The organism is Candidatus Latescibacterota bacterium (assembly GCA_020633725.1).
Classification (GTDB): Bacteria; Krumholzibacteriota; Krumholzibacteriia; order JACNKJ01; family JACNKJ01; genus VGXI01.
Genome location: JACKDC010000001.1, coordinates 61,228 through 80,018 on the forward strand (window position 1 = coordinate 61,228; position 18,791 = coordinate 80,018).

At 71.8% G+C, this 18,791-nt stretch carries 13 protein-coding genes; 10 read left to right on the forward strand and 3 right to left on the reverse strand.

The features are described from left to right. Positions 1-81: 81 nt before the first annotated feature. From H6693_00225 to H6693_00240, 4 genes are all read left to right on the forward strand, one after another. Complete coding sequence (locus H6693_00225) at positions 82-2,208, forward strand: Na/Pi cotransporter family protein (GenBank protein ID MCB9514603.1); 2,127 nt, start codon at positions 82-84, stop codon at positions 2,206-2,208. Further along, positions 2,205-3,107 carry a Ppx/GppA family phosphatase gene (locus H6693_00230; GenBank protein MCB9514604.1) on the forward strand — a complete coding sequence of 301 codons (903 nt, stop codon included), beginning with the start codon at positions 2,205-2,207 and terminating at the stop codon, positions 3,105-3,107. Before H6693_00225 ends, H6693_00230 begins: the two co-directional genes overlap by 4 nt. 83 nt (positions 3,108-3,190) lie before the next feature. Beyond that, positions 3,191-3,901, forward strand: a complete 711-nt coding sequence (locus H6693_00235) for a T9SS type A sorting domain-containing protein (GenBank protein MCB9514605.1) — start codon at positions 3,191-3,193, stop codon at positions 3,899-3,901. Next, positions 3,898-6,990: an SUMF1/EgtB/PvdO family nonheme iron enzyme gene (locus H6693_00240; GenBank protein ID MCB9514606.1), complete on the forward strand. Its 3,093-nt coding sequence runs from the start codon at positions 3,898-3,900 to the stop codon at positions 6,988-6,990. Before H6693_00235 ends, H6693_00240 begins: the two co-directional genes overlap by 4 nt. A gap of 129 nt (positions 6,991-7,119) precedes the next feature. Here the strand turns inward: H6693_00240 and H6693_00245 are convergent, their stop codons facing one another. Next, positions 7,120-8,805: a hypothetical protein gene (locus tag H6693_00245; protein ID MCB9514607.1), complete on the reverse strand. Its 1,686-nt coding sequence runs from the start codon at positions 8,803-8,805 to the stop codon at positions 7,120-7,122. 174 nt (positions 8,806-8,979) lie between these two features. Here H6693_00245 and H6693_00250 point away from each other — a divergent pair, with 174 nt between their 5' ends. Then, positions 8,980-10,134, forward strand: a complete 1,155-nt coding sequence (locus H6693_00250; protein MCB9514608.1) for a citrate/2-methylcitrate synthase — start codon at positions 8,980-8,982, stop codon at positions 10,132-10,134. Positions 10,135-10,223: 89 nt separating this feature from the next. Here the strand turns inward: H6693_00250 and rplC are convergent, their stop codons facing one another. After that, positions 10,224-10,871: a 50S ribosomal protein L3 gene (rplC, locus tag H6693_00255; protein ID MCB9514609.1), complete on the reverse strand. Its 648-nt coding sequence runs from the start codon at positions 10,869-10,871 to the stop codon at positions 10,224-10,226. Positions 10,872-11,041: 170 nt separating this feature from the next. After that, the gene (locus tag H6693_00260; protein ID MCB9514610.1) at positions 11,042-12,703 is read right to left on the reverse strand and encodes an alpha/beta fold hydrolase; all 1,662 of its coding nucleotides are present in this window, start codon (positions 12,701-12,703) and stop codon (positions 11,042-11,044) included. Between the two features lie 197 nt (positions 12,704-12,900). Here H6693_00260 and H6693_00265 point away from each other — a divergent pair, with 197 nt between their 5' ends. From H6693_00265 to lspA, 5 genes are all read left to right on the forward strand, one after another. Further along, entirely contained in the window at positions 12,901-13,476 is a 576-nt protein-coding gene (locus H6693_00265) for a thymidine kinase (protein MCB9514611.1), read from the forward strand. Then, on the forward strand, positions 13,473-14,192 hold the full coding sequence (locus H6693_00270; protein ID MCB9514612.1) for a YggS family pyridoxal phosphate-dependent enzyme: 720 nt from the start codon (positions 13,473-13,475) through the stop codon (positions 14,190-14,192). Before H6693_00265 ends, H6693_00270 begins: the two co-directional genes overlap by 4 nt. A gap of 83 nt (positions 14,193-14,275) precedes the next feature. Continuing rightward, complete coding sequence (locus H6693_00275) at positions 14,276-15,121, forward strand: purine-nucleoside phosphorylase (GenBank protein MCB9514613.1); 846 nt, start codon at positions 14,276-14,278, stop codon at positions 15,119-15,121. Beyond that, positions 15,118-18,303: an isoleucine--tRNA ligase gene (locus tag H6693_00280; GenBank protein ID MCB9514614.1), complete on the forward strand. Its 3,186-nt coding sequence runs from the start codon at positions 15,118-15,120 to the stop codon at positions 18,301-18,303. Before H6693_00275 ends, H6693_00280 begins: the two co-directional genes overlap by 4 nt. Then, complete coding sequence (gene lspA / locus H6693_00285) at positions 18,284-18,781, forward strand: signal peptidase II (GenBank protein MCB9514615.1); 498 nt, start codon at positions 18,284-18,286, stop codon at positions 18,779-18,781. The genes H6693_00280 and lspA overlap by 20 nt, the downstream gene beginning before the upstream one ends. Positions 18,782-18,791: the final 10 nt, after the last annotated feature.

Sequence of the window (18,791 nt, forward strand, 5' to 3'; positions counted from 1 at the left end):
CCGGAGCGCGGAGGAGGAGATGGAGCATCTGCAGGCCGTGCCGAGCTCGGGCGTGCAAGAAAGGACGCGACCGCGACACCCATGACTAGCCGCCGCGCATGGCCTCACCGTCTCGCCGCCCTGCTCGTCCTCCTCGCCCTGATCTCGGCGGCCGGTCGCGCGATGGCGGCGCGTCTGGAGTTCGCCGGCCCGACCTCGCTGGCGACGCCGGGTGGCCAGCGGCTCAGCCTGGTGGAGGGCGGCGAGACGCTGCTCCTCGCCCGCGCGGTGGGGGACGACGGCGCGCCCCTCGTCGACGCCACGGTGAGCGTCCTTCTCATCAGTCCGAGCTTGCGCAGCCTCGGCAGTGCGAACACCGATTCCACCGGCCTCGCGCGCTTCGTCTACCGTCCCGGCGGCCCGACGGGCGGGCAGGTGGTGGAGCTACGGCTGGAGGGCGCCCCGGGCGGCGCGGGCCGGCTGCTCTACCAGGTGCAGGTGCACCCCCGCGGCTGGATCCTGATCATGTTCTTCGGCCTCATCGGCGGGGTGGGGATCTTCCTCTTCGGGATGGACCTCATGAGCGCCTCGCTGCAGCGTTCCGCGGGCGGGCGGCTGCGCGCGCTGCTCAGCGCGCTCACCCGCAACCGGCTCATGGGGCTCGTGGTGGGGGCCTTCGTCACGGTGCTGATCCAGAGCAGCAGCGCGACCACGGTGCTGCTCGTCAGCTTCGTGCAGGCCGGGTTGATGAGCTTCACGCAGACCCTCGGCGTGATCCTGGGCGCGGACATCGGCACGACGGTGACGGCGCAGCTCATCGCCTTCCAGCTCACGGAGTACGCGCTGCTCGCCATCGGGCTCGGCTTCCTCCTGCGCACGCTGGCACGCCGTCCCGGGCTGCGGCACGCGGGCGAGGTGCTGCTCGGCGCCGGATTGCTGTTCTTCGGCATGCACGTCATGTCGCAGTCCATGGCGCCGCTCCGCAGCCACCTTCCCTTCCTCGCGCTGCTCCAGGAGCTCGAGAACCCGGTGGCGGGCATCGTCGTGGGGACGATCTTCACCGCGCTCATCCACAGCAGCGCCGCCTTTCTCGGCCTCGTGATCGTGCTGGCCCAGCAGGGGCTCGTGAGCCTCGACGCGGCCATCCCCCTCATGTTCGGCGCGAACATCGGCACCTGCGTCACGGCCGCGCTCGGCAGCCTGAAGATGGGCCGTCCCGCCAAGCGCGTGGCGCTGGCCCACACCGCCTTCAAGGTGCTCGGCGTGCTGCTGGCGGTGGCCTGGATTCCGCAGCTGGCGTCGCTGGTGCGGGCCATCTCGCCGGCGGCGCCGGCGGTGGCGCCCGACGGAGCCGGGCTCTACGCGGAGCTCCCCCGTCAGATCGCCAACGCGCACACGATCTTCAACGTCGGACTGGCCCTGCTCTTCCTGCCCTTCACGGGGCTCTGCGCCCGGGCCGTGGTGAAGCTGCTGCCCGATCGGCCCGAGCCGCCGCTGCCCGAGCGCCTGCGCGCGCGCCACCTGGAGCCCAGCCTGCTGGGGACGCCGGCGCTGGCCCTGAATCTGGCGAAGGTGGAGATACTGCGCCTGGGCAAGCAGGTGAAGGAGATGACCGAGCTCGTCATCGAGCCGCTCTGCGGCAGGCATCCGGAGCAGCTGGCCGCGCTCGACGCCGCGGAGGAGCGCGTCGACGCGCTCGACGCGCAGATCACCAGCTATCTCCTCGAGATCGGCCGGCGCAATCTGAGCCCGGAGCAGACCGAGGAGGTCTACCTGATGCTCCACGTGACCAAGCTCTTCGAGCTGAGCTCGGACGTCATCCACCGGGAGCTCAAACCCCTCGCGCAGCAGAAGCGGGCCGCGGGGCTCGCGTTCTCGGAGCAGGGCGAGGCCGAGGTGCGCGCCTATCACCTGAAGGTGGTGAAGCAGATCGCCCGGGCGCTGGACGCCTTCCGCGACAACAGCCTCGCGAAGGCGCAGCGCATGACGCACAAGCAGGCGCGCTACGTCGCGCTGGAGGAGAGCTTCCGCCGCGCGCACTTCGAACGCGTCCGCGGCGCGGTGAGCGAGTCGGTGGCCAGCAGCGAGCTGCACATCGCGCTCATGGACTCGCTGCGCAAGATCAACAGCCACTCGGCGGACATCGCGCGCGCCATGCTCACGCGCTTCGCGCGGGACAGCCGTGCCGACAGCCCCGCGAACCCACAGCCAGAGGGTGAGACGCGATGACCGTCCGCGCGGCCTTCGACATCGGCAGCAACTCGGTGAAGGTCGTGGCCGCCGAGCGCCTGGACGCGCCGCGCCTCGACGCGGTGACGGTCTGCGGGCTGGGCGAGAGCCTGCCCGCCACCGGCCGCCTGTCCGAGCCGGCCATGGAACGCACGCTGGACGCCCTCGCCGACCTGGTCCGCCGCGCCCGCGCGGCCGGCGCCAGTGACTTCGCCGCGGTGGGCACCCAGAGCCTGCGGCGCGCGTCCAACGCCGCCGAGTTCCTGCGGCGGGCCGAGGCGCGCTGCGGCCTCGCGGTGGAGATCATCCCCGGCGAGGAGGAGGCGCGCCTGTCCTTCCTCGCGGCGCGCTCCGGGGCGGGTGCCCCGGACGGCCCCTGTCTGCTCTTCGACGTCGGCGGCGGCAGCACGGAGTTCATCCGCGGCGAGGGCGACGCGCTCGGCGCGCGGCTCAGCCTGGAGCTGGGCTGTCTGCACCTGCGCGAAGCCCACGAGCGCAGCGATCCCATCCGCCCCGACGAGCTCGCCGCCATGCAGCGCGCCGCGGCGGACGCCCTCGCCCCGCTCGGCCGCGAACCCGCCACGCTCGTGGGCATCGGCGGAACGGTGACCAGCCTCGGCACCGTCGCCCTGGGCACGGACTGGGATCCCGCGCGCCTGGAGGGCATGGCGCTCTCCCGCGCGCAGGTGGAAGCCCAGCTCGAGCGCTTCGCGTCGCTGCGCGTGGAGGCGCGGGCGGCGCTGCCGGGACTGCTGCCCGCGCGCGCCCCCGTGATCCTGGCGGGCGCCGCGATCGTGCTGGCGATCCTCCGTCACCTCGACGCCCCGGGGCTGCGCCTGAGCGCCCGCGCGCTGCGCCACGGGCTCTGGCTGGACCGCTGGGGCGGCGCCCGGGGGTGAGCGGCGAGGGCGGCCTTTCCGACCTCCCTGCGATCCCCTATACTTCGAGTCTCTCGCCAGCGAACCGCAGCCGGGGAGGCCACGTGCGCGAGCACATCCACGTTCTGCTGCTCTGCCTCCCGATGGCCATGGCGCTGCCGGCGCGGGCCGGCACGGCCAGCGCGGTCAGCGCGCCGGGGCCGCTGGACACGCGCGGGCCCGTCCTGACGCCGCTGGCTCCCATCCCCGGCGAGGCGCTCTACGGCGGCGAGACGCGCACGCTCAGCTGGACGCTGGCCGAAGGCAACCCGCCCGCAGACGGGACGCGGCTCGCGCTCGTGGTGAGCATCGAGGGAACGCCGGTGTTCGCGGACTCGCTGCCGCTGGGCCCCGGGCCGGACTACGCCTATGACCTCCAGGTGCCGAACCAGTTCACGCTGGACTGCCGCTGGCGTCTCAGTCTCGTGGACGCCTTCGGCAACCTGGGCCTGGGCGAGGGGGGGCCGCATCCCATCGTCACCGACGAGGTGCCCGCCGACGGCGCGCCGCCCCAGGTGCTGCGCCTGGAGCAGAACTGGCCGAATCCCTTCAACCCGTCCACGCGCCTCCGCTTCGGGCTGCCCCGCGCCGGGCGGGTGCGGCTGAGCGTCCACGACGTGCGCGGCCGCCAGGTGGCGCTGCTCTTCGACGGCGCGCGCGACGCGGGCTGGTTCACGGCCGAGTGGCGTCCGGGCGATCTGGCCAGCGGCGTCTACTTCGCGCGGCTCGTCCAGGGCGAGACGCGCCTCACCCGCAAGCTGCTGCTGCTGAAATGAGCGCGCGACGCGCATGGGCCGCGCTGTCGATGGCGCTCGCGCTCGCCCTCGCGCCGGGCGCGCGGGCTGCCGTGCCCACGGTGGACAACGTCAGCTTCGCTCAGCGGCTGGACGGCAGCGGCATCGTGGACGTGCAGTTCGATCTCGCGGACGCGGACGGCGATCTTCTCACGGTTCGCCTACAGGGCAGCGACGACGACGGCGTCAGCTGGCTGCTGCCCTGCGTCAGCCTGAGCGGCGACGCGGGCCCCGGCGTGAGCCCCGGCCTCGGCCGCACCCTGCACTGGGACGCGGGACGGGACCTGCCCGGACGCGAACTGGACGCCCTGCGCCTGCGGCTGCTCGTGAGCGACGAGCCCTTCGCCCGGGACATGCTGCGCGTCGGCGCGGGCGGCTTCGCCATGGGCGACGGCGCGCGCACGGTGCAGCTCACGCACGACTTCATGCTCGATCGGCGCGAACTCGGCAACGCCGAGCTGCTGGAGCTCCTGCAGTGGGCGCAGGGCCAGGGGCGCCTGCTCGTCTACGGCGGCCAGGTGCGCACGCTGCCGGCCGGCACCCTGCTCCTCCAGCTGAGCGACGACGGCTGCGAGTTCAGCTGGGACGCCGGCGCCCAGCAGTTCTCCCTGCGCGAGGCGCCGGGCGCGATGGCGGCCTATCCGGCGGGCTACGACCCGTCGGCGCATCCCGCGCACGGTCTCAGCTGGAAGGCGGCCGCGGAGCTCTGCAACTGGCTCAGCGAGCGCGCGGGCCTGACGCCCGCCTACTCCACCAGCAGCTGGACCTGCAACGGCGGTCAGCCCTACACCGCCGAGGGCTACCGGCTGCCCACGGAAGCCGAATGGGAGTACGCGGCGCGGCGGGCCGACGGGCGTCCCTATCCCTGGGGCCAGGCGCCCGCGAGCTGCGAGCGCTGCAACGGCAGACCCGACGCCGCGCCCTGCGTGGGCTGGACCACGCCCGCCGGTCTTCACGACGCCGGCCGCAGCCAGCTGGGCTTCGACGATCTCGCGGGCAACGTGGCCGAACACTGCAACGACTGGTGGGAGCCGCTGGCGGACGGCGCGTTCAACGATCCCGTCGGCCCGGCCGGGGGCAGCGAGCGGGTGCTGCGCGGCGGCGACTTCGTCGCCACGGCGGACGCGCTGCGCAGCACGGCGCGCGACGCGCTGGGGCCGGGCCAGAGCGCGCTGGGCGCGGGGCTGCGCGTGGCGCGCACCTGCGAGAACTCCTTCCCCACGGCGCCCGCGTCCCCGTCGCCCGTGGACGGGAGCATCCTCTTCGCGGACAGCGCCACCCTGCGCTGGAGCGCGGACGACCCCGACGGTCTGCCGCTGCGCTACGACGTCTACCTGGACGGCGCGCTGGCGGCGTCCGATCTGGCCCTGCCCGAGTACCCGGTGACGGGCCTGCTCCCCGACAGCACCCTGCGCTGGCAGATCCTGGCGCGCGACGCCGGCGGGCTGACGCAGTGGGGCCCCGAGTGGCGCTTCGAGTCCTGGGCGCCGCTCGCCGGAGACGGACTGCGCATCGACTTCGATCAGCCCTACTTCGAGGGCGAGCCCGGGGAGCTGCTGGCGGACCACGCGCTGGTGCTCGACGAGGGCGTCTACCACTGCTTCCACATCTACGAATATCCCGACACCACGCCCGAGCAGCTCGGCCACCTGACGAGCACGGATCTGCGGCGCTGGACGCGGCAGCCCGACATCCTGCCGGTCTGGGAGGGCGAGCCCTGGGAGCAGTGGGGGATCTGGGCGCCGCAGGTGATCTCGAACCCCGACCCCACGGGGGCGCGCTGGCTCATGCTCTACACCGGCGTGGCGGGCGAGGGGCGTCCGCAGCAGATCGGCATCGCCTACAGCGACGATCTCTACACCTGGTGGCGCGCCGACGCCGCGCACGAGGCGCAGAATCCCTTCTACCACCCGACGGCGGCCTACGTGTCCTGGAGCGACGACCCGGGCTCCGTGGACTGGTACTCGCCCTGCCGCGACCCCTTCGTGTTCCAGGAGGACGGCCGGTGGTGGCTGCTGAACACGGGCAAGGCCCTGGATCGTACGGGGCTCATCCTGCTCGCCCAGTCGCCGCCGGACAGCTTCGTCTTCCAGGGGCTCGACGCGGCGGCGCCGCTGCTGCACCGCGAGGACATCCACCAGCCCGAGTCGCCGCAGCTCTGGCCCGTCGACCACGCGGACGGGCAGCGGCGCTGGCACCTCTTCTACTCCGGGCTCGGCGGAACGCGTCACCAGATGGCGATGGATCCCTACGGCGGGCCGGGCGGCTGGTCCGGCGCGGTGGGGGCGGGCGACGACCTGGGGGCGCTGTCCTACACCGCCGCCGAGCTGACGCCCCTCAACGGCCAGTGGGTGTTCAGCCAGCATCGCATCGCGGTGTCGACGCAGCGTTACTCGCTGCGCTTCGCCACGCTGGACTTCGATCTCAGCGGGGACGGCGTCCCGGTGCTGCAGACCTATTCGGGGATCGAGGGCATCGTCGCGACCCGGGACGGCGTCGTGGACTCGACCGTGACCTGGACACGCCGGGGGCCGTCCACGGGCAACGCCTTCGCCTACCAGCCGACCTGGGGCGACAACCCCCTCGCCGATCCCGCGCGCGCCGTGAGCAGCGGCATGACGGGCAACAGCTACCTGGCCACCTACGAGCGCAAGCCCACGCCGGAGACCGGCGCCGCCGGCGACCACTACAGCGACTTCAGCCGCCAGGGCTGGATCGTCAGCGAGCCGTTCCGCCTGCGCCGGAACCGGCTGCAGCTCCTGGTGGGGGGCGGCGACAAGCCGGACCTCGAGTTCGTCGCGCTGGTGCGCGCCAGCGACGGGGCCGTCCTCTTCCAGGCGACCGGCGAGGACAGCCACGTGCTCTCGCCGCGGGTCTGGGACTGCGAGAGCCTGCGCGGCGTCTGGGCCTATCTGGTGGTGGCCGATCTCGCCACGGACGACTGGGGCTGCATCGCGGTGGACGCGATCGTCGCCACGGAGGACGACACCGGCGAGCTCCCGGGCGAGGCGCCGGACGGCGCCCCCGTCACCCTCGACGCGCTGCTCGGCGCGGCGGGCTTTCCGCAGTAACCGCCCGCCGGCGCCCGCTGCCTGCGAAAAGGGGGAGCCTCGCGACTCCCCCTTCTTCTCTGCCAGGCGAGCGAGCCTTGTGCCCGGGTCGCGCGCCTTCGAAGCGGCGCGCGAGAGGGCACAAGCTCGCTACTTCAGGAGCACCGCCTTCCCCGTGTCCACGACGCCCGCGTCACCGCTGAGCCGCACGAAGTAGAGCCCCGACGGCAGCTGCCGGCCCGCGTCGTCGCGGCCGTCCCAGCGGCGCTGGTGGTCGCCGGCGCCGAAGCGCTCGTCGGCCAGCGTGCGCAGGTGCCGGCCGGAGGCGTCGAGCACCTCGAGGCGGAGCTGCTGCTCGCGGTCGCTGGTGAAGCGCAGCAGGGTGGACGGGTTGAAGGGGTTGGGCTGAACCCCCGCGAGGGCCGTGGCCGCGGGCGCGCCGTCCTCCACCGGGGTGGCGAGCAGGTTGAGATCGTAGGTGTAGGTGGCCAGGCTGGGCGACAGGTTGGCCACGCAGACGATCACCTCGTCGTAGCCCTGCGCCGCCGCGAAGTCGAGACTGCCGTCCTGGGCGCTGTCCAGGGTGACGAACTCCACCTGCGTGGGCAGGGTCCCGTCGAGACCGAGCATCGCCACGCGGAAGTTCCGACTGTCCAGCCCGTTGAAGTCCAGGTGCAGCACGCCGTCCACGCCCGTGCAGCGGATGTACTCGGCGGCCCAGCCCTGCAGCGAACCGCTGCTGCTGGCCGGGTAGGTGCCGTGGGTCCGCCAGGGGTTGAAGGGCGGCAGGGTGTCGCCCGTGTAGCCGAACTCGCCGTTGGGGACGCTCGTGTCGTCCAGGTAGTTGGCCACCGCCCAGTTGCGGAAGAGCGTGTCCGTGCCGTAGCCGATGGCGTGCGCGGTCATGATGGCGTCGTAGGAGGCCATGCCGTTCAGCGGGCTGTGGACGAGGTCCCAGATGAAGGGCTGCCCGCCGAGCTGCTCGTAGGCGTAGAGGCTCCAGAGGTAGGTCTGGATGTAGTCGGCCCAGGCGCCGCCGAAGTCGATGAGGTTGTTGTCCGGATTCGTGTTGAAGCTCGAGATCGTGTCCGGGTTGCCGAAGAGCCACATGGCCAGTTCGCCCATGCCCTCGTCGAGCCACGAATCCTCGTTCGTGTCCCGGGCGAAGTGGATCAGGTGCTCGAACTCGTGGGCCATCACGGCGAGCATATAGTTGCCGGCCGGGTTGCCGTTGTCCACCGCGAGGTAGACCACGTCCGCCTCGTTGCTGGCGAAGGGCTGGCTGCCGTCGGGGAACTGGTCGAAGGACCAGAAGAAGCCGTCCGACGAGATGTTGAAGCGATAGTAGAGCAGGAAGATGCGATCCAGCCCGTCGAGCGGGTTGGGCGGGTCGCCGAAGTGGCCGGTGTTCAGATCCCACACGCCCTGGGTGGGGAAGTTGCCGGGACTGCTGTTCTCGAAGTTCTCGACGATCTGGTCGACGTCGGCCTGGTCGATGCCGACGTTCCACTCGTCGTCGTCCACCACCACGTAGACGTTGTCGCCCATGCCGCGCACCGTGCAGGGCTTGAGCGTGGCCGCGGGGAAGCCCCCGAGGTCCCAGATGTACCAGAGCCAGGTATCGCCCACCTGGGGGTCCGAGGGCGGGGTCCGGTCGGCGTCGCCGCTGCGGACGAAGCGTCCCTCGGCCTCGAGTTCGGCCCGCAGGGCGGCGGCGTCGGCGGGACGGGGCAGGGTGGGGGTGAGGCAGCGCGTGGCGCTGGCGGTCTGGGCGGCCAGCGCTCCGAGCGCCAGGCCCAGGGCGAGGGCCAGGGCGGGACGGGTGAGGCGGGTCATGCGGCGTTCCTCCCGTTTGGGTGACGTGGGATACAGAGTCTAACCCATCCCCGCCGTCCGGCCAAGGGCCCCCGAGAGGGCGGGTCAGTTAGCGTTGTTCACCCTGTTGAACGGGATCCGCAGGACTGGTATGTTCCCCCCCTGGCATCAGCTCACTGCGAGGAGGCGAGAGGGATGACTGATCGGCTGGAGAATTACTTCCCCGGGCTGGAAGGCGTTTACGTCAACGAAAGCGGCATGAGCTTCGTCGACGGACAGCAGGGCAAGCTCTACTACTGCGGCTACTCCATCGAGGACCTGGCCGCGAACTGCAACTTCGAGCACGTGGCGTTCCTGCTGCTCTACAAGCGGCTGCCCACGCGCGGCGAGCTGGAGACCTTCAAGGAAGACCTGATCCGCGAGCGCTACCTGGATCCGCACCTGAAGGCGATCATCGTGCTGACCCCCAAGGAGGGGCATCCGATGGCCGTGCTGCAGGCGCTGCTGGCGCAGCTGGCCATGCACGACCCGGAGCTGGCCGACCGCTCCATCGAGGCCAAGCGGCGCAAGGCCATGCGCATCATCGCCAAGATGCCGCTCGTGGTGACCTACTTCGACAATCTCCGCGGACGCGAGCGCACCGTGGTTCGCCGCAACGACCTCTCGCACTCGGCGAACATGCTCTACATGCTGACCGGCCGCGTGCCCACGCCCGAGGAGGAGCGCATCTTCGACGTCGCCCTGATCCTGCACATGGATCACGGCTGCAACAACTCCACCTTCACGGCACGCGTGGTCACGTCCACGGAGGCGGACCTCTACACGGCGGTGATCGCGGCGGTCGGCTCGCTGTCGGGCCCGCTGCACGGCGGCGCCAACGAGCGCGTGATCGAGATGCTCGAGCAGATCGAGGATCTCAGCCAGGTGGAGCCCTTCGTGGAAAACATGATCAAGGAGGGCAAGAAGATCATGGGCTTCGGGCACCGCGTCTACAAGACGCTGGACCCGCGCGCCACCGTGCTGCGGCGCATGGCCGAGGACCTGGCCAAGGAGCGCCACGACGACCACGACCTCGCCAAGGCCATCCGCTTCATGGAGGTCACGCGCAAGAAGCTCGACGAGATGGGCAAGACGCAGATCTGGCCCAACGTGGACTTCTTCTCCGGTGTGGTCTACAAGGCGCTGGGCCTGCCGAAGGACATGTTCACGGCGGTCTTCGCCATCGCGCGCGTGGTGGGCTGGGTCGGCCACCACTTCGAGCAGATGGAGAACAACCGCATCTACCGTCCGCGTCTGGCCTACATCGGCCGCGAGCTGGGCTCGCCCTACGTGCCGCTCGAGAAGCGCTAGACCTTCGCCCGGCCACCGGGAGCACGCAAAAAGGGCCGGCCCCGCTGGGGTCGGCCCTTCGTCGTGACGAGGGGGGCGGAAGCGTCCCGCTAGCCCTTGCTCTTGATGCTCTTGGTGACCAGCACCAGGCTGCCGTTGGGGCCGGGGACGGCGCCCTTCACCAGCAGCAGGTTCTCCTCGGCGCGCACCGCCACCACTCGCAGGTTCTGCATGGTCTGGCGGGCGAAGCCATAGCGGCCGGCCATCTTCTTGCCGCGGAAGACGCGGGACGGCGTGGCGCTCGAGCCGATGGAGCCCGCGTGGCGCATCACCTCGTGCGAACCGTGGGTCATGCTGAGCACGCCGTGCATGCCGTGCCGCTTGATGACGCCCGCCGTGCCGCGGCCCTTGGTGCGGCCGCTGACGTCGACGCTGTCGCCCGCGGCGAACTTCTCGACGGTGATCGCGTCGCCGACCGTGTAGCCCTCGGCCTCCTCGGCCGTGATGCGGCTCTCGCGCAGGTAGCGCAGCGCCTCCAGACCGGCCTTGGCCAGGTGGCCCAGGCGCGGCTTGTTGCTGTTCTTGGCGCGCATGGGCTCGAAGCCCAGCTGGACGGCCGAGTAGCCGTCGCTGTCCGCGCTCTTCTTCTGGACGACGTAGTTGGGGCCGAGCTCGATGACGGTGACCGGCGTCAGGACGCCGCCCTCCTCGAAGATCTGGGTCATGCCGAGCTTCTTGCCCAGGAGCCTCAGTGCCATGGGTACCTCCTCGTCGACAACCATGCGGCTGAGACGTCCGCAGCGGGTTGCGCCCCTTGCCCTTGGGCGGGGCCGTTCATGTGCTCGCGGCGTGCGAGACGGGACAGGATAGGCGGCCCGAGGCGCCCTGTCCAGGGGCGCGGGCCATTTTTCCGGCGCGCCGGGGGCGGTCAGTGCGCCCGCTGGGCCAGCATCCAGCCGCCGATCTCCTCCAGGAACGGGGCCTCGAGATGGCCCGGGACGCCGAACTCGGCCGGCCCCGGCGTCCCGGTCCCCGGCAGGAAAAGATGGTTGAGCCGCGGAAGCACCTCGAGCCGGGAGCCTGTCCGGCCGTCGGCGTCCATGACCTCCCGCCACTTCTCCTGGTCGGGGGTGGTGATCTGGTAGTCCCGCGCGCCGAAGAGCACCAGCGCCGGCGCGTGCTGGGCGCGGTAGTCGTCCCAGGGCTTCCAGTAGAGGACGGACTCCCAGTAGCGCGCCTTGGCGTTGAAGATGATGTTGTCCTCGCCGACGTTGCCGCTTCGCATCTGCTCGGCCTGGTACTGGGCGCGCTGGACCTCGTCCTTGGTCACGCTGCCCTGGGCGAGCAGCACGTCGTACTGGTCCACGAGGATGGTCAGCAGGTCCCGGCCCGGCGGGGCGAGCAGCACGATGCCCGCCAGGGGCTCGCCCTCGTCCTCGAACTCGAGCGCCAGCGTGGCCGCGGCGCCGGCCCCCAGGCTGTGACCCAGCAGGAAGAGCCGGTTGGGGTCGAAGCGGCTGTCGCCCCGCAGCAGCGCGTAGGCGGCGTGGGCGTCGTCCATCACCTCTTCCTTCAGGGTGAAGGTGCGATCCTCGTAGACCGCGGGGTTCTGCTTGCCGCGGTTCATGACGTAGGTCCGCTTGTCGTAGCGCAGGCTGGCGATGCCCCGGGCCGCGAGGCCGTCGGCGAGCTCGGCGAAGACGCGGTTGGGGCCCAGCGCCATGTCGCGGTCCATCGGCCCCGATCCGTGGAGGAAGATGCAGGCCGGCCAGGGACCCTTGCCCTCGGGCAGCGTGAGGGTGCCGCCGAGCGCGGGGCCGCCGCCCTCCACCGTGACGCCCTCGGTGGGGAACTGCCGGCGCGCGGCGCTGGGCGCGGCGCCCTGCAGCGGGGCCTCGTAGCCGGGCCGCCGGATCTCGAAGTTCTGGATGGGCACGTTCAGCGCGTAGAACTCACCGTCCGCGCTGGTGTCGATGAAGGTCAGGATGCCGGCGATCGTGAAGCGGTGCCGCAGCACTTCGAGTGGCTTGCCCTCGAGGGTCGCCGTGGCGGGCTCGGCCGCGTCGCGGAGCAGCGGTCCCGTCCAGACCTGCTGGGGGACCACGGCGAGCAGGGCGTCGTGCCGGTCGGGATCCCGGGCGAGATGCCGGCCGAGCAGCCACAGGTGCGAGGCGATGCCGTTGTCGACGATGGTGGTCCTGGCCTCGCCCGCCGCCACGTTGGACTCGCGGTTGAAGCTGGGGCCGATGGCGAAGAGGTGCAGCGAGTCGCCGAAGACCGAGGCGCCGAGGCTGTCGCCGCGCGTGGTGCGCAGCAGGTAGGACACGAAGTGCTCGTCCGGGCCCGCCACCCGGGTCGTGGCCCGCAGGCGGCGCTCCATGGGCTGGTTCAGCACCAGCTCGCCCGACACGAGCAGCGTGTCGCCGCGGTTCTCCACGTCGAAGCGCTCCGAGCCGATGCTCTGCCCCCCCACGAAGTAGACGAACTGCCGCGTCCCGGCCTCGGCGGGAGCGGGGGCGGCGGCGACGGCGGGGGACAGGGAGGCGGCGAGCAGCAGCAGGCTCAGGCCGAGGGAGGCGGGAGCGGTCATGACGGTCTCCGTGGATGGATGGGTGGGCGACAGGCGCTCCAGCATAGGCGGACCGCGCCGGAATGGCAATGGTCCGCGTCCCGGCGACGGGCGACCGTGGGGCCGAGGCCGCAGTCAACTCCGCGCGGGGCGGGGAGTTCCAGCCCCGGCCTTGCGGCCCCGCCCCCCAGGTGCTAGTTAGTGGGCCGGAGGTGGGCATGAACTCAGCGACACCGCGCCTGCGCCCCGCCCACGCGGGCTGGATCGAGGTCATCGCCGGCGGCATGTTCAGCGGCAAGTCGGAGGAACTCATCCGGCGCCTGCGCCGCGCCAGGATCGCGCGGCAGGCGGTGCAGGCCTTCAAGCCGAGCATCGACGACCGCTACGACGCCGGGGCGATCGTCTCCCACGACGCCACGAGCATCGAGTCCACCCCGGTGGCGGACGTGGCCGCGCTCCGCCGCGCCCTGGCCCCCGAGACCCAGGTGATCGGCATCGACGAAGCCCAGTTCCTGGGCCCCGCCGTGGTCGCGCTCTGCGTGGAGCTGGCGCGGACGGGCAAGCGCGTGATCGTCGCCGGACTGGACATGGACTACCGCGGCGAGCCCTTCGAGCCGGTGCCGCAGCTCATGGCCGTGGCCGAGGAGGTCACCAAGACCCACGCCGTCTGCCTGGTCTGCGGCGCCCCGGCCTCGCACAGCCAGCGCATCGTGGCGGATGAAGGCCGCGTGCTGGTGGGCGCGAGCGAGGCCTACGAGCCCCGCTGTCGCGACTGCTTCGAGGCGCCGGCATGAACGAACCGCCCCGGGAACAGGTGGGTCAGCGCCTGCGCGAGGTCCGCGCGCGCATCGTGGAGGCGGCGCGCCGCGCCGGGCGCTCGCCGGCGGCGGTGCGCCTCGTCGCCGTGAGCAAGGCGGCCACGCCGGCCCAGGTGCTGGGGGCCTACGCCGCCGGGCAGCGGGAGTTCGGCGAAAGCCGCGTCCAGGACGCCCTGCCCAAGCTGGACCTGCTGCCCGACGACGTGGTCTGGCATCTCATCGGCCACCTGCAGAGCAACAAGGTGAACAAGGTGCTCGGGCGCTTCGATCTCGTCCACGCGGTGGACGGCTTCGAGCTGGGCCAGCGCCTGTCGGAGAAATCCCTGGAGCGCGAGCTGCTCACGCCGGTGCTGCTGCAGGTGAACTGCTCGGGGGAGGAGAGCAAGCAGGGCGTGTCGCCCGGCGAGGCCGAGGACCTGGCGCTGGCGCTGGCGGAGCTGCGGGGGATCGTCGTGAAGGGCCTCATGACCATGGCCCCTCCGCTCCAGAGTGGCGGGGCCGAGGCCGTCCGGGCGAGCTTCCGCCAGCTGGCGGCGCTGCGCGACGGGCTCCGCGGCCGCGACCTGCCCCGCCTGCCCGTGGAGGAGCTGTCCATGGGCATGAGCGGCGACTTCGAGATCGCCGTGGAGGAGGGCGCCACGATCCTGCGCGTGGGCGCGGCCATCTTCGGCGCGTCGCCGCTCGACGCTTGAATCCCTCTCGCAAGCGGTCTAGATTCCGAACCTTGTCCCCGCGCCCTGCGCGGCGCGGCGAACTCCCAGCCAGAGGACCCGGCATGGACGATCTCTACTCACGCGTCGAGGAGTCGGCGGCGTTCCTGCGGGACCGCGGCCTGCCGCGGCCCTCGCTGGTCATCGTGCTGGGTTCGGGGCTGGACGGCCTCGCCTCGCGCCTCGAGGCGGCCGGCAGCCTGCCCTTCGGCGAGGTGCCGCGGTTCGCGTCCTCCACCGTGGACTTCCACGCCGGCACGCTGCACTGGGGACGGCTCGCGGGCCTGCCCGTGACCGTGCTGGAGGGACGCCTCCACTACTACGAGGGCCACAGCATGGCCGAGGTGGTGCATCCCCTGCGCGCGCTGCGGGCGCTGGGCGCCGAGGGCGTGGTGCTCTGCAGCGCGGTGGGCGGGCTGGCGCCGTCGCTCGCGGTGAGCGACGTCGTGGCCGTGCGCGATCACATCAACCTGATGGGCGCGAATCCGCTGATCGGCCCCAACGACGAGCGGCTGGGCCCCCGCTTCCCGGACTTCTCCGCGCCCTACAGCCCGGCGTGGCGTCGGCTGGCCGGCGAGCTGGCGGCGGCGGCCGGCCACGCGCTGCCCGAGGGCGTGCTGGCGGGAGTGGCCGGACCCAATCTGGAGACCGCGGCGGAGTACCGCTTCCTGCGGTCGATCGGCGCGGACCTGGTGGGCATGAGCATGGTGCCGGAGACCCTGGCCGCCGTGCACATGGGGATGGAGGTGCTGGGCCTCGCGGTGGTCACCGACCGCTGCGATCCCGACGCCCTCGAGCCCGTGGACGTGCCCGCCATCCTCGCGGCGGCGGCCGCGGCGCGGCCTCGCCTCGAGGCCCTGATCCTGGACTTCGCGAAGGCCCTGAACGAACGCAAAGGTGTGGAGCAATGAGCGAGCAAGGCACGAGGCAGCGCTTCCCCGAGCTGGCGAAGCAGCCGGTGGAACTGGAGCGGGCGGTGGCGAGCTACTGGGACCGCGCGGGGATCTTCGCGCGCACCCAGGCGGCCGAGGTGGAGTCGTCGCGCCCGCACTTCGTCTTCTACGAGGGACCGCCCACGGCCAACGGCAATCCCGGCGTGCACCACGTGATCACGCGTCTCGCCAAGGACACCATCTGCCGCTACAAGTCGATGGACGGCCACTTCGTCCTGCGCAAGGCGGGCTGGGACACCCACGGCCTGCCCGTGGAGCTCGAGGTGCAGAAGCGCCTGGGCCTCAAGACCAAGGCGGACATCGAGGCCTACGGCGTCGAGGCCTTCAACGCCAAGTGCCGCGAGAGCGTCTTCAGCTACGAGAAGGAATGGCGCCAGCTCACGCGCCGCATCGGCTACTGGCTGGACCTGGAGCACCCCTACATCACCTGCGACGACGACTACGTCGAATCCGTGTGGTGGCTGCTCAGGCAGCTCTGGGATGCGGATCTCATCTACAAGGGCCACAAGGTGCTGCCCTACAACCCGCGCCTGGGGACGGTCTACTCGAGCCACGAGGTCGCGCAGGGCTACGCCGACGTGGAGGACCCGTCGGTCACCGTGCGCTTCCCCCTCGACGGGGAGGACGGCAGCCTGCTGGTCTGGACGACCACGCCCTGGACGCTGCTGTCCAACGTGGCCGTGGCCGTACACCCCGAGCTCACCTACGTGAAGCTGCGCCTCGCGGACACCGACGCGGCCGAGGCCGAGAGCGTGATCCTCGCCGAGGACCGCGTGGAGGCCGTGCTGGCGGGCCGGGAGCGCTACGAGCTCTGGCGCATGAAGGGCGCCGAGATGGCCGGCTGGCGCTACCGGCGTCTCTACGACTTCGCCGCCGCGCCCGAGGGCAAGCGCATCGCCGAGGTGATCTGCGCGGACTTCGTCAGCGCCGAGGACGGCACCGGCCTCGTGCACATGGCGCCCGCCTACGGCGCCGACGACTACGAGGCCGGCCGCGAGCGCAATCTCGCCTTCATCGACCTGGTGGGACCGGACGGCAAGGTGCGTCCCGAGGCCGCGCCCTTCGCGGGCCTGGACTTCAAGGCGGCCGACCCGCCCATCATGGCCGACCTCAAGCAGCGGGGGCTGCTCTTTGCCCGCGCGACCGTCACCCACAGCTACCCGCACTGCTGGCGCGACAAGGGGCCGCTCATCTATTACGCCCAGCCGGCGTGGTTCATCCGCACCACGGCGCTCAAGGAGCGCTTCCTGTCCGCGAACGCCGCGGTGCGCTGGGTGCCGCCGGAGATGGGCGAGAAGCGCTTCGGCGACTGGCTCAAGGGCAACGTGGACTGGGCGCTCTCGCGCGACCGCTACTGGGGCACCCCGCTGCCGATCTGGGTGAGCGAGGACGGCGAGCGCGCCGTCTGCGTCGGCAGCTTCGAGGAGCTGCGCAAGCTGTCGATGGAGCCGCTGCCCGAGCGCATCGATCCGCACAAGCCGATGGTGGACGCGATCGCCCTGCGCCACCCGGAGACGGGCGAGACGCTGCGGCGCGTGCCGGACGTCATCGACGCCTGGTTCGACTCGGGCTCCATGCCCTTCGCGCAGTGGCACTATCCCTTCGAGAACAAGGAGCGCTTCGAGGGACAGTACCCGGCGGACTTCATCTGCGAGGCGGTGGATCAGTCCCGCGGCTGGTTCTACAGCCTGCTGGCGATCGGCGTGTTCATGAAGGGCCAGGTGCCCTACAAGAGCGTGCTGGTGAGCGGCCACGTCGTGGACGTGCAGGGCAAGAAGATGAGCAAGTCCCTGGGCAACAGCGTCGACCCCTTCGCGGTGCTGGACGCCGACGGCGCCGACGCCCTGCGCCTCTACATGGCCACCACGTCGCCGCTGTGGACCGCGCTCAAGTTCGATCCCGCCGGCCCGCGCGAGATGAACAGCAAGCTGCTGGGCACGCTGCGCAACACCTATGCCTTCCTCGCGCTCTACGCGAATCTCGACGGGTGGACGCCGGGCTGCGCGTCGCCGGAATTCAGCCTCATGGACCGCTGGATCCGCTCGCGTTTCGAGACGCTCGTGGCCGAGACCCGCGCCTCGCTCGACGCCCTCGATCTCACGAAGGCCGCCAAGGGCATCGTGGCCTTCGTGGTGGAGGAGCTGAGCAACTGGTACGTGCGCCGCAGCCGCCGCCGCTTCTGGAAGGGGGAGATGACCGCGGACAAGGCCGGCGCCTACGAGACGCTCTACGGCGTGCTCGACGGCGTCAGCCGCCTCGTGGCGCCCTTCGTGCCCTTCCTGCCGGAGGCCGTCTATCGCGGGCTGCGGGGGCTCGATCTCGACGCGGACGACGCCGGCAGCGTCCACCTCGACCGCTTCCCCGTCGCGGACGCGTCGCGCCGGGACGTGGCGCTGGAGGCGGCGATGGGCGCCGTGCTGCAGGTGGTGGGCCTCGGCCGCACGCTGCGCAACCAGTCGGGCCTCAAGACGCGCCAGCCGCTGGCGAGCTTCGAGGTGGCGGGCGGCGGCGACGCCGTGCGCGCGGCGCTCGCGGATCCCGCGCTGCGCGAGCTCGTCCTCGACGAGCTCAACGTCAAGGCCGTGGGCCTCCTCGACGACGCCGGTGACCGCATGCGCTTCGTGGCCAAGCCGCGCTTCAAGCAGCTGGGACCGCGCCTGGGCGGGGCGATGAAGGCCGTCGCCGCGGCGGTGGCGACGCTGCCCCCCGACGCGGTGCTGGACGGCTACCGTCAGGGCGAGCTGCAGGTGGAGGCCGACGGCCAGCGCTTCACGCTCACTCGCGACGAACTGGACTTCGGCGCGGAGGCCGTGGGCGCCTACGAAGTGGGCATGGACGGCGCGCTCTGCGGCGCGCTGGACATCACCGTGGACGCGGCGCTGGCCCGCGAGGGGCACCTGCGCGAGCTGGTGAACCGCGTGCAGAACCTGCGCAAGGGCGCCGGGCTGGAGGTCTCCGACCGCATCCGGCTGCGCTGGGAGGGCGGCGAGCTGACCCGCGCCACGCTGGCCGAGCACGGCCCGAGCCTGATGGGGGAGACCCTCGCCGTGGACCTGAGCGAGGGCCTCAGCGGCGAGGGCGCAGCGGAGCGCTACACGCTGGGCGACGAGGAGGTTGCGCTTGAACTCGACAAGGCCTAGCACCGACTGGCGGCTCTTCGTCGCCGCCGTGCTGCTGGTGCTCGCCGCGGACCTGGTGACGAAGCACCTGGTGGTGGCCGGGCACTGGCGCGCGGAGTACCTCTGGGGCCTGCTGCGCATCGTGCGCGTGGACAACCCCGGCGCCGCCTTCGGCCTCTTCGCGGGCGCGCGGGGCGCCTTCGTGGCGATCAAGCTGGCGGCGCTGGTGGTGATCCTCGCGCTGCTGGGACGCGGCCAGGAGAGCCGGCTCACGCTGCCGCTGGCGCTGGTCTTCGGCGGCGCGCTGGGCAACCTGATGGATCGCCTGCGCGGGACCGGCGAGGTCATCGACTTCATCGACCTCACGGTGGCCGGCCGGCACTGGTACGTCTTCAACATCGCCGACGCCTCGATCAGCATCGGGGCGGTGCTCATCGTCCTCACGCTGCTGCGCGGGGAGCGCAGGCCGGCCGCGACGAACGCCCCCGGCGACGCCTAGTGGACGCCCC

What these genes read in the sequence shown, in the direction of transcription:
- H6693_00225 (MCB9514603.1), top strand. Translation starts at nt 82, where the DNA reads ATGACTAGCCGCCGCGCATGGCCTCACCGTCTCGCCGCCCTGCTCGTC.
- H6693_00230 (MCB9514604.1), top strand. Translation starts at nt 2,205, where the DNA reads ATGACCGTCCGCGCGGCCTTCGACATCGGCAGCAACTCGGTGAAGGTC.
- H6693_00240 (MCB9514606.1), top strand. Translation starts at nt 3,898, where the DNA reads ATGAGCGCGCGACGCGCATGGGCCGCGCTGTCGATGGCGCTCGCGCTC.
- H6693_00245 (MCB9514607.1), bottom strand. Translation starts at nt 8,805, where the DNA reads ATGACCCGCCTCACCCGTCCCGCCCTGGCCCTCGCCCTGGGCCTGGCG.
- H6693_00250 (MCB9514608.1), top strand. Translation starts at nt 8,980, where the DNA reads ATGACTGATCGGCTGGAGAATTACTTCCCCGGGCTGGAAGGCGTTTAC.
- rplC (MCB9514609.1), bottom strand. Translation starts at nt 10,871, where the DNA reads ATGGCACTGAGGCTCCTGGGCAAGAAGCTCGGCATGACCCAGATCTTC.
- H6693_00260 (MCB9514610.1), bottom strand. Translation starts at nt 12,703, where the DNA reads ATGACCGCTCCCGCCTCCCTCGGCCTGAGCCTGCTGCTGCTCGCCGCC.
- H6693_00265 (MCB9514611.1), top strand. Translation starts at nt 12,901, where the DNA reads ATGAACTCAGCGACACCGCGCCTGCGCCCCGCCCACGCGGGCTGGATC.
- H6693_00270 (MCB9514612.1), top strand. Translation starts at nt 13,473, where the DNA reads ATGAACGAACCGCCCCGGGAACAGGTGGGTCAGCGCCTGCGCGAGGTC.
- H6693_00275 (MCB9514613.1), top strand. Translation starts at nt 14,276, where the DNA reads ATGGACGATCTCTACTCACGCGTCGAGGAGTCGGCGGCGTTCCTGCGG.
- H6693_00280 (MCB9514614.1), top strand. Translation starts at nt 15,118, where the DNA reads ATGAGCGAGCAAGGCACGAGGCAGCGCTTCCCCGAGCTGGCGAAGCAG.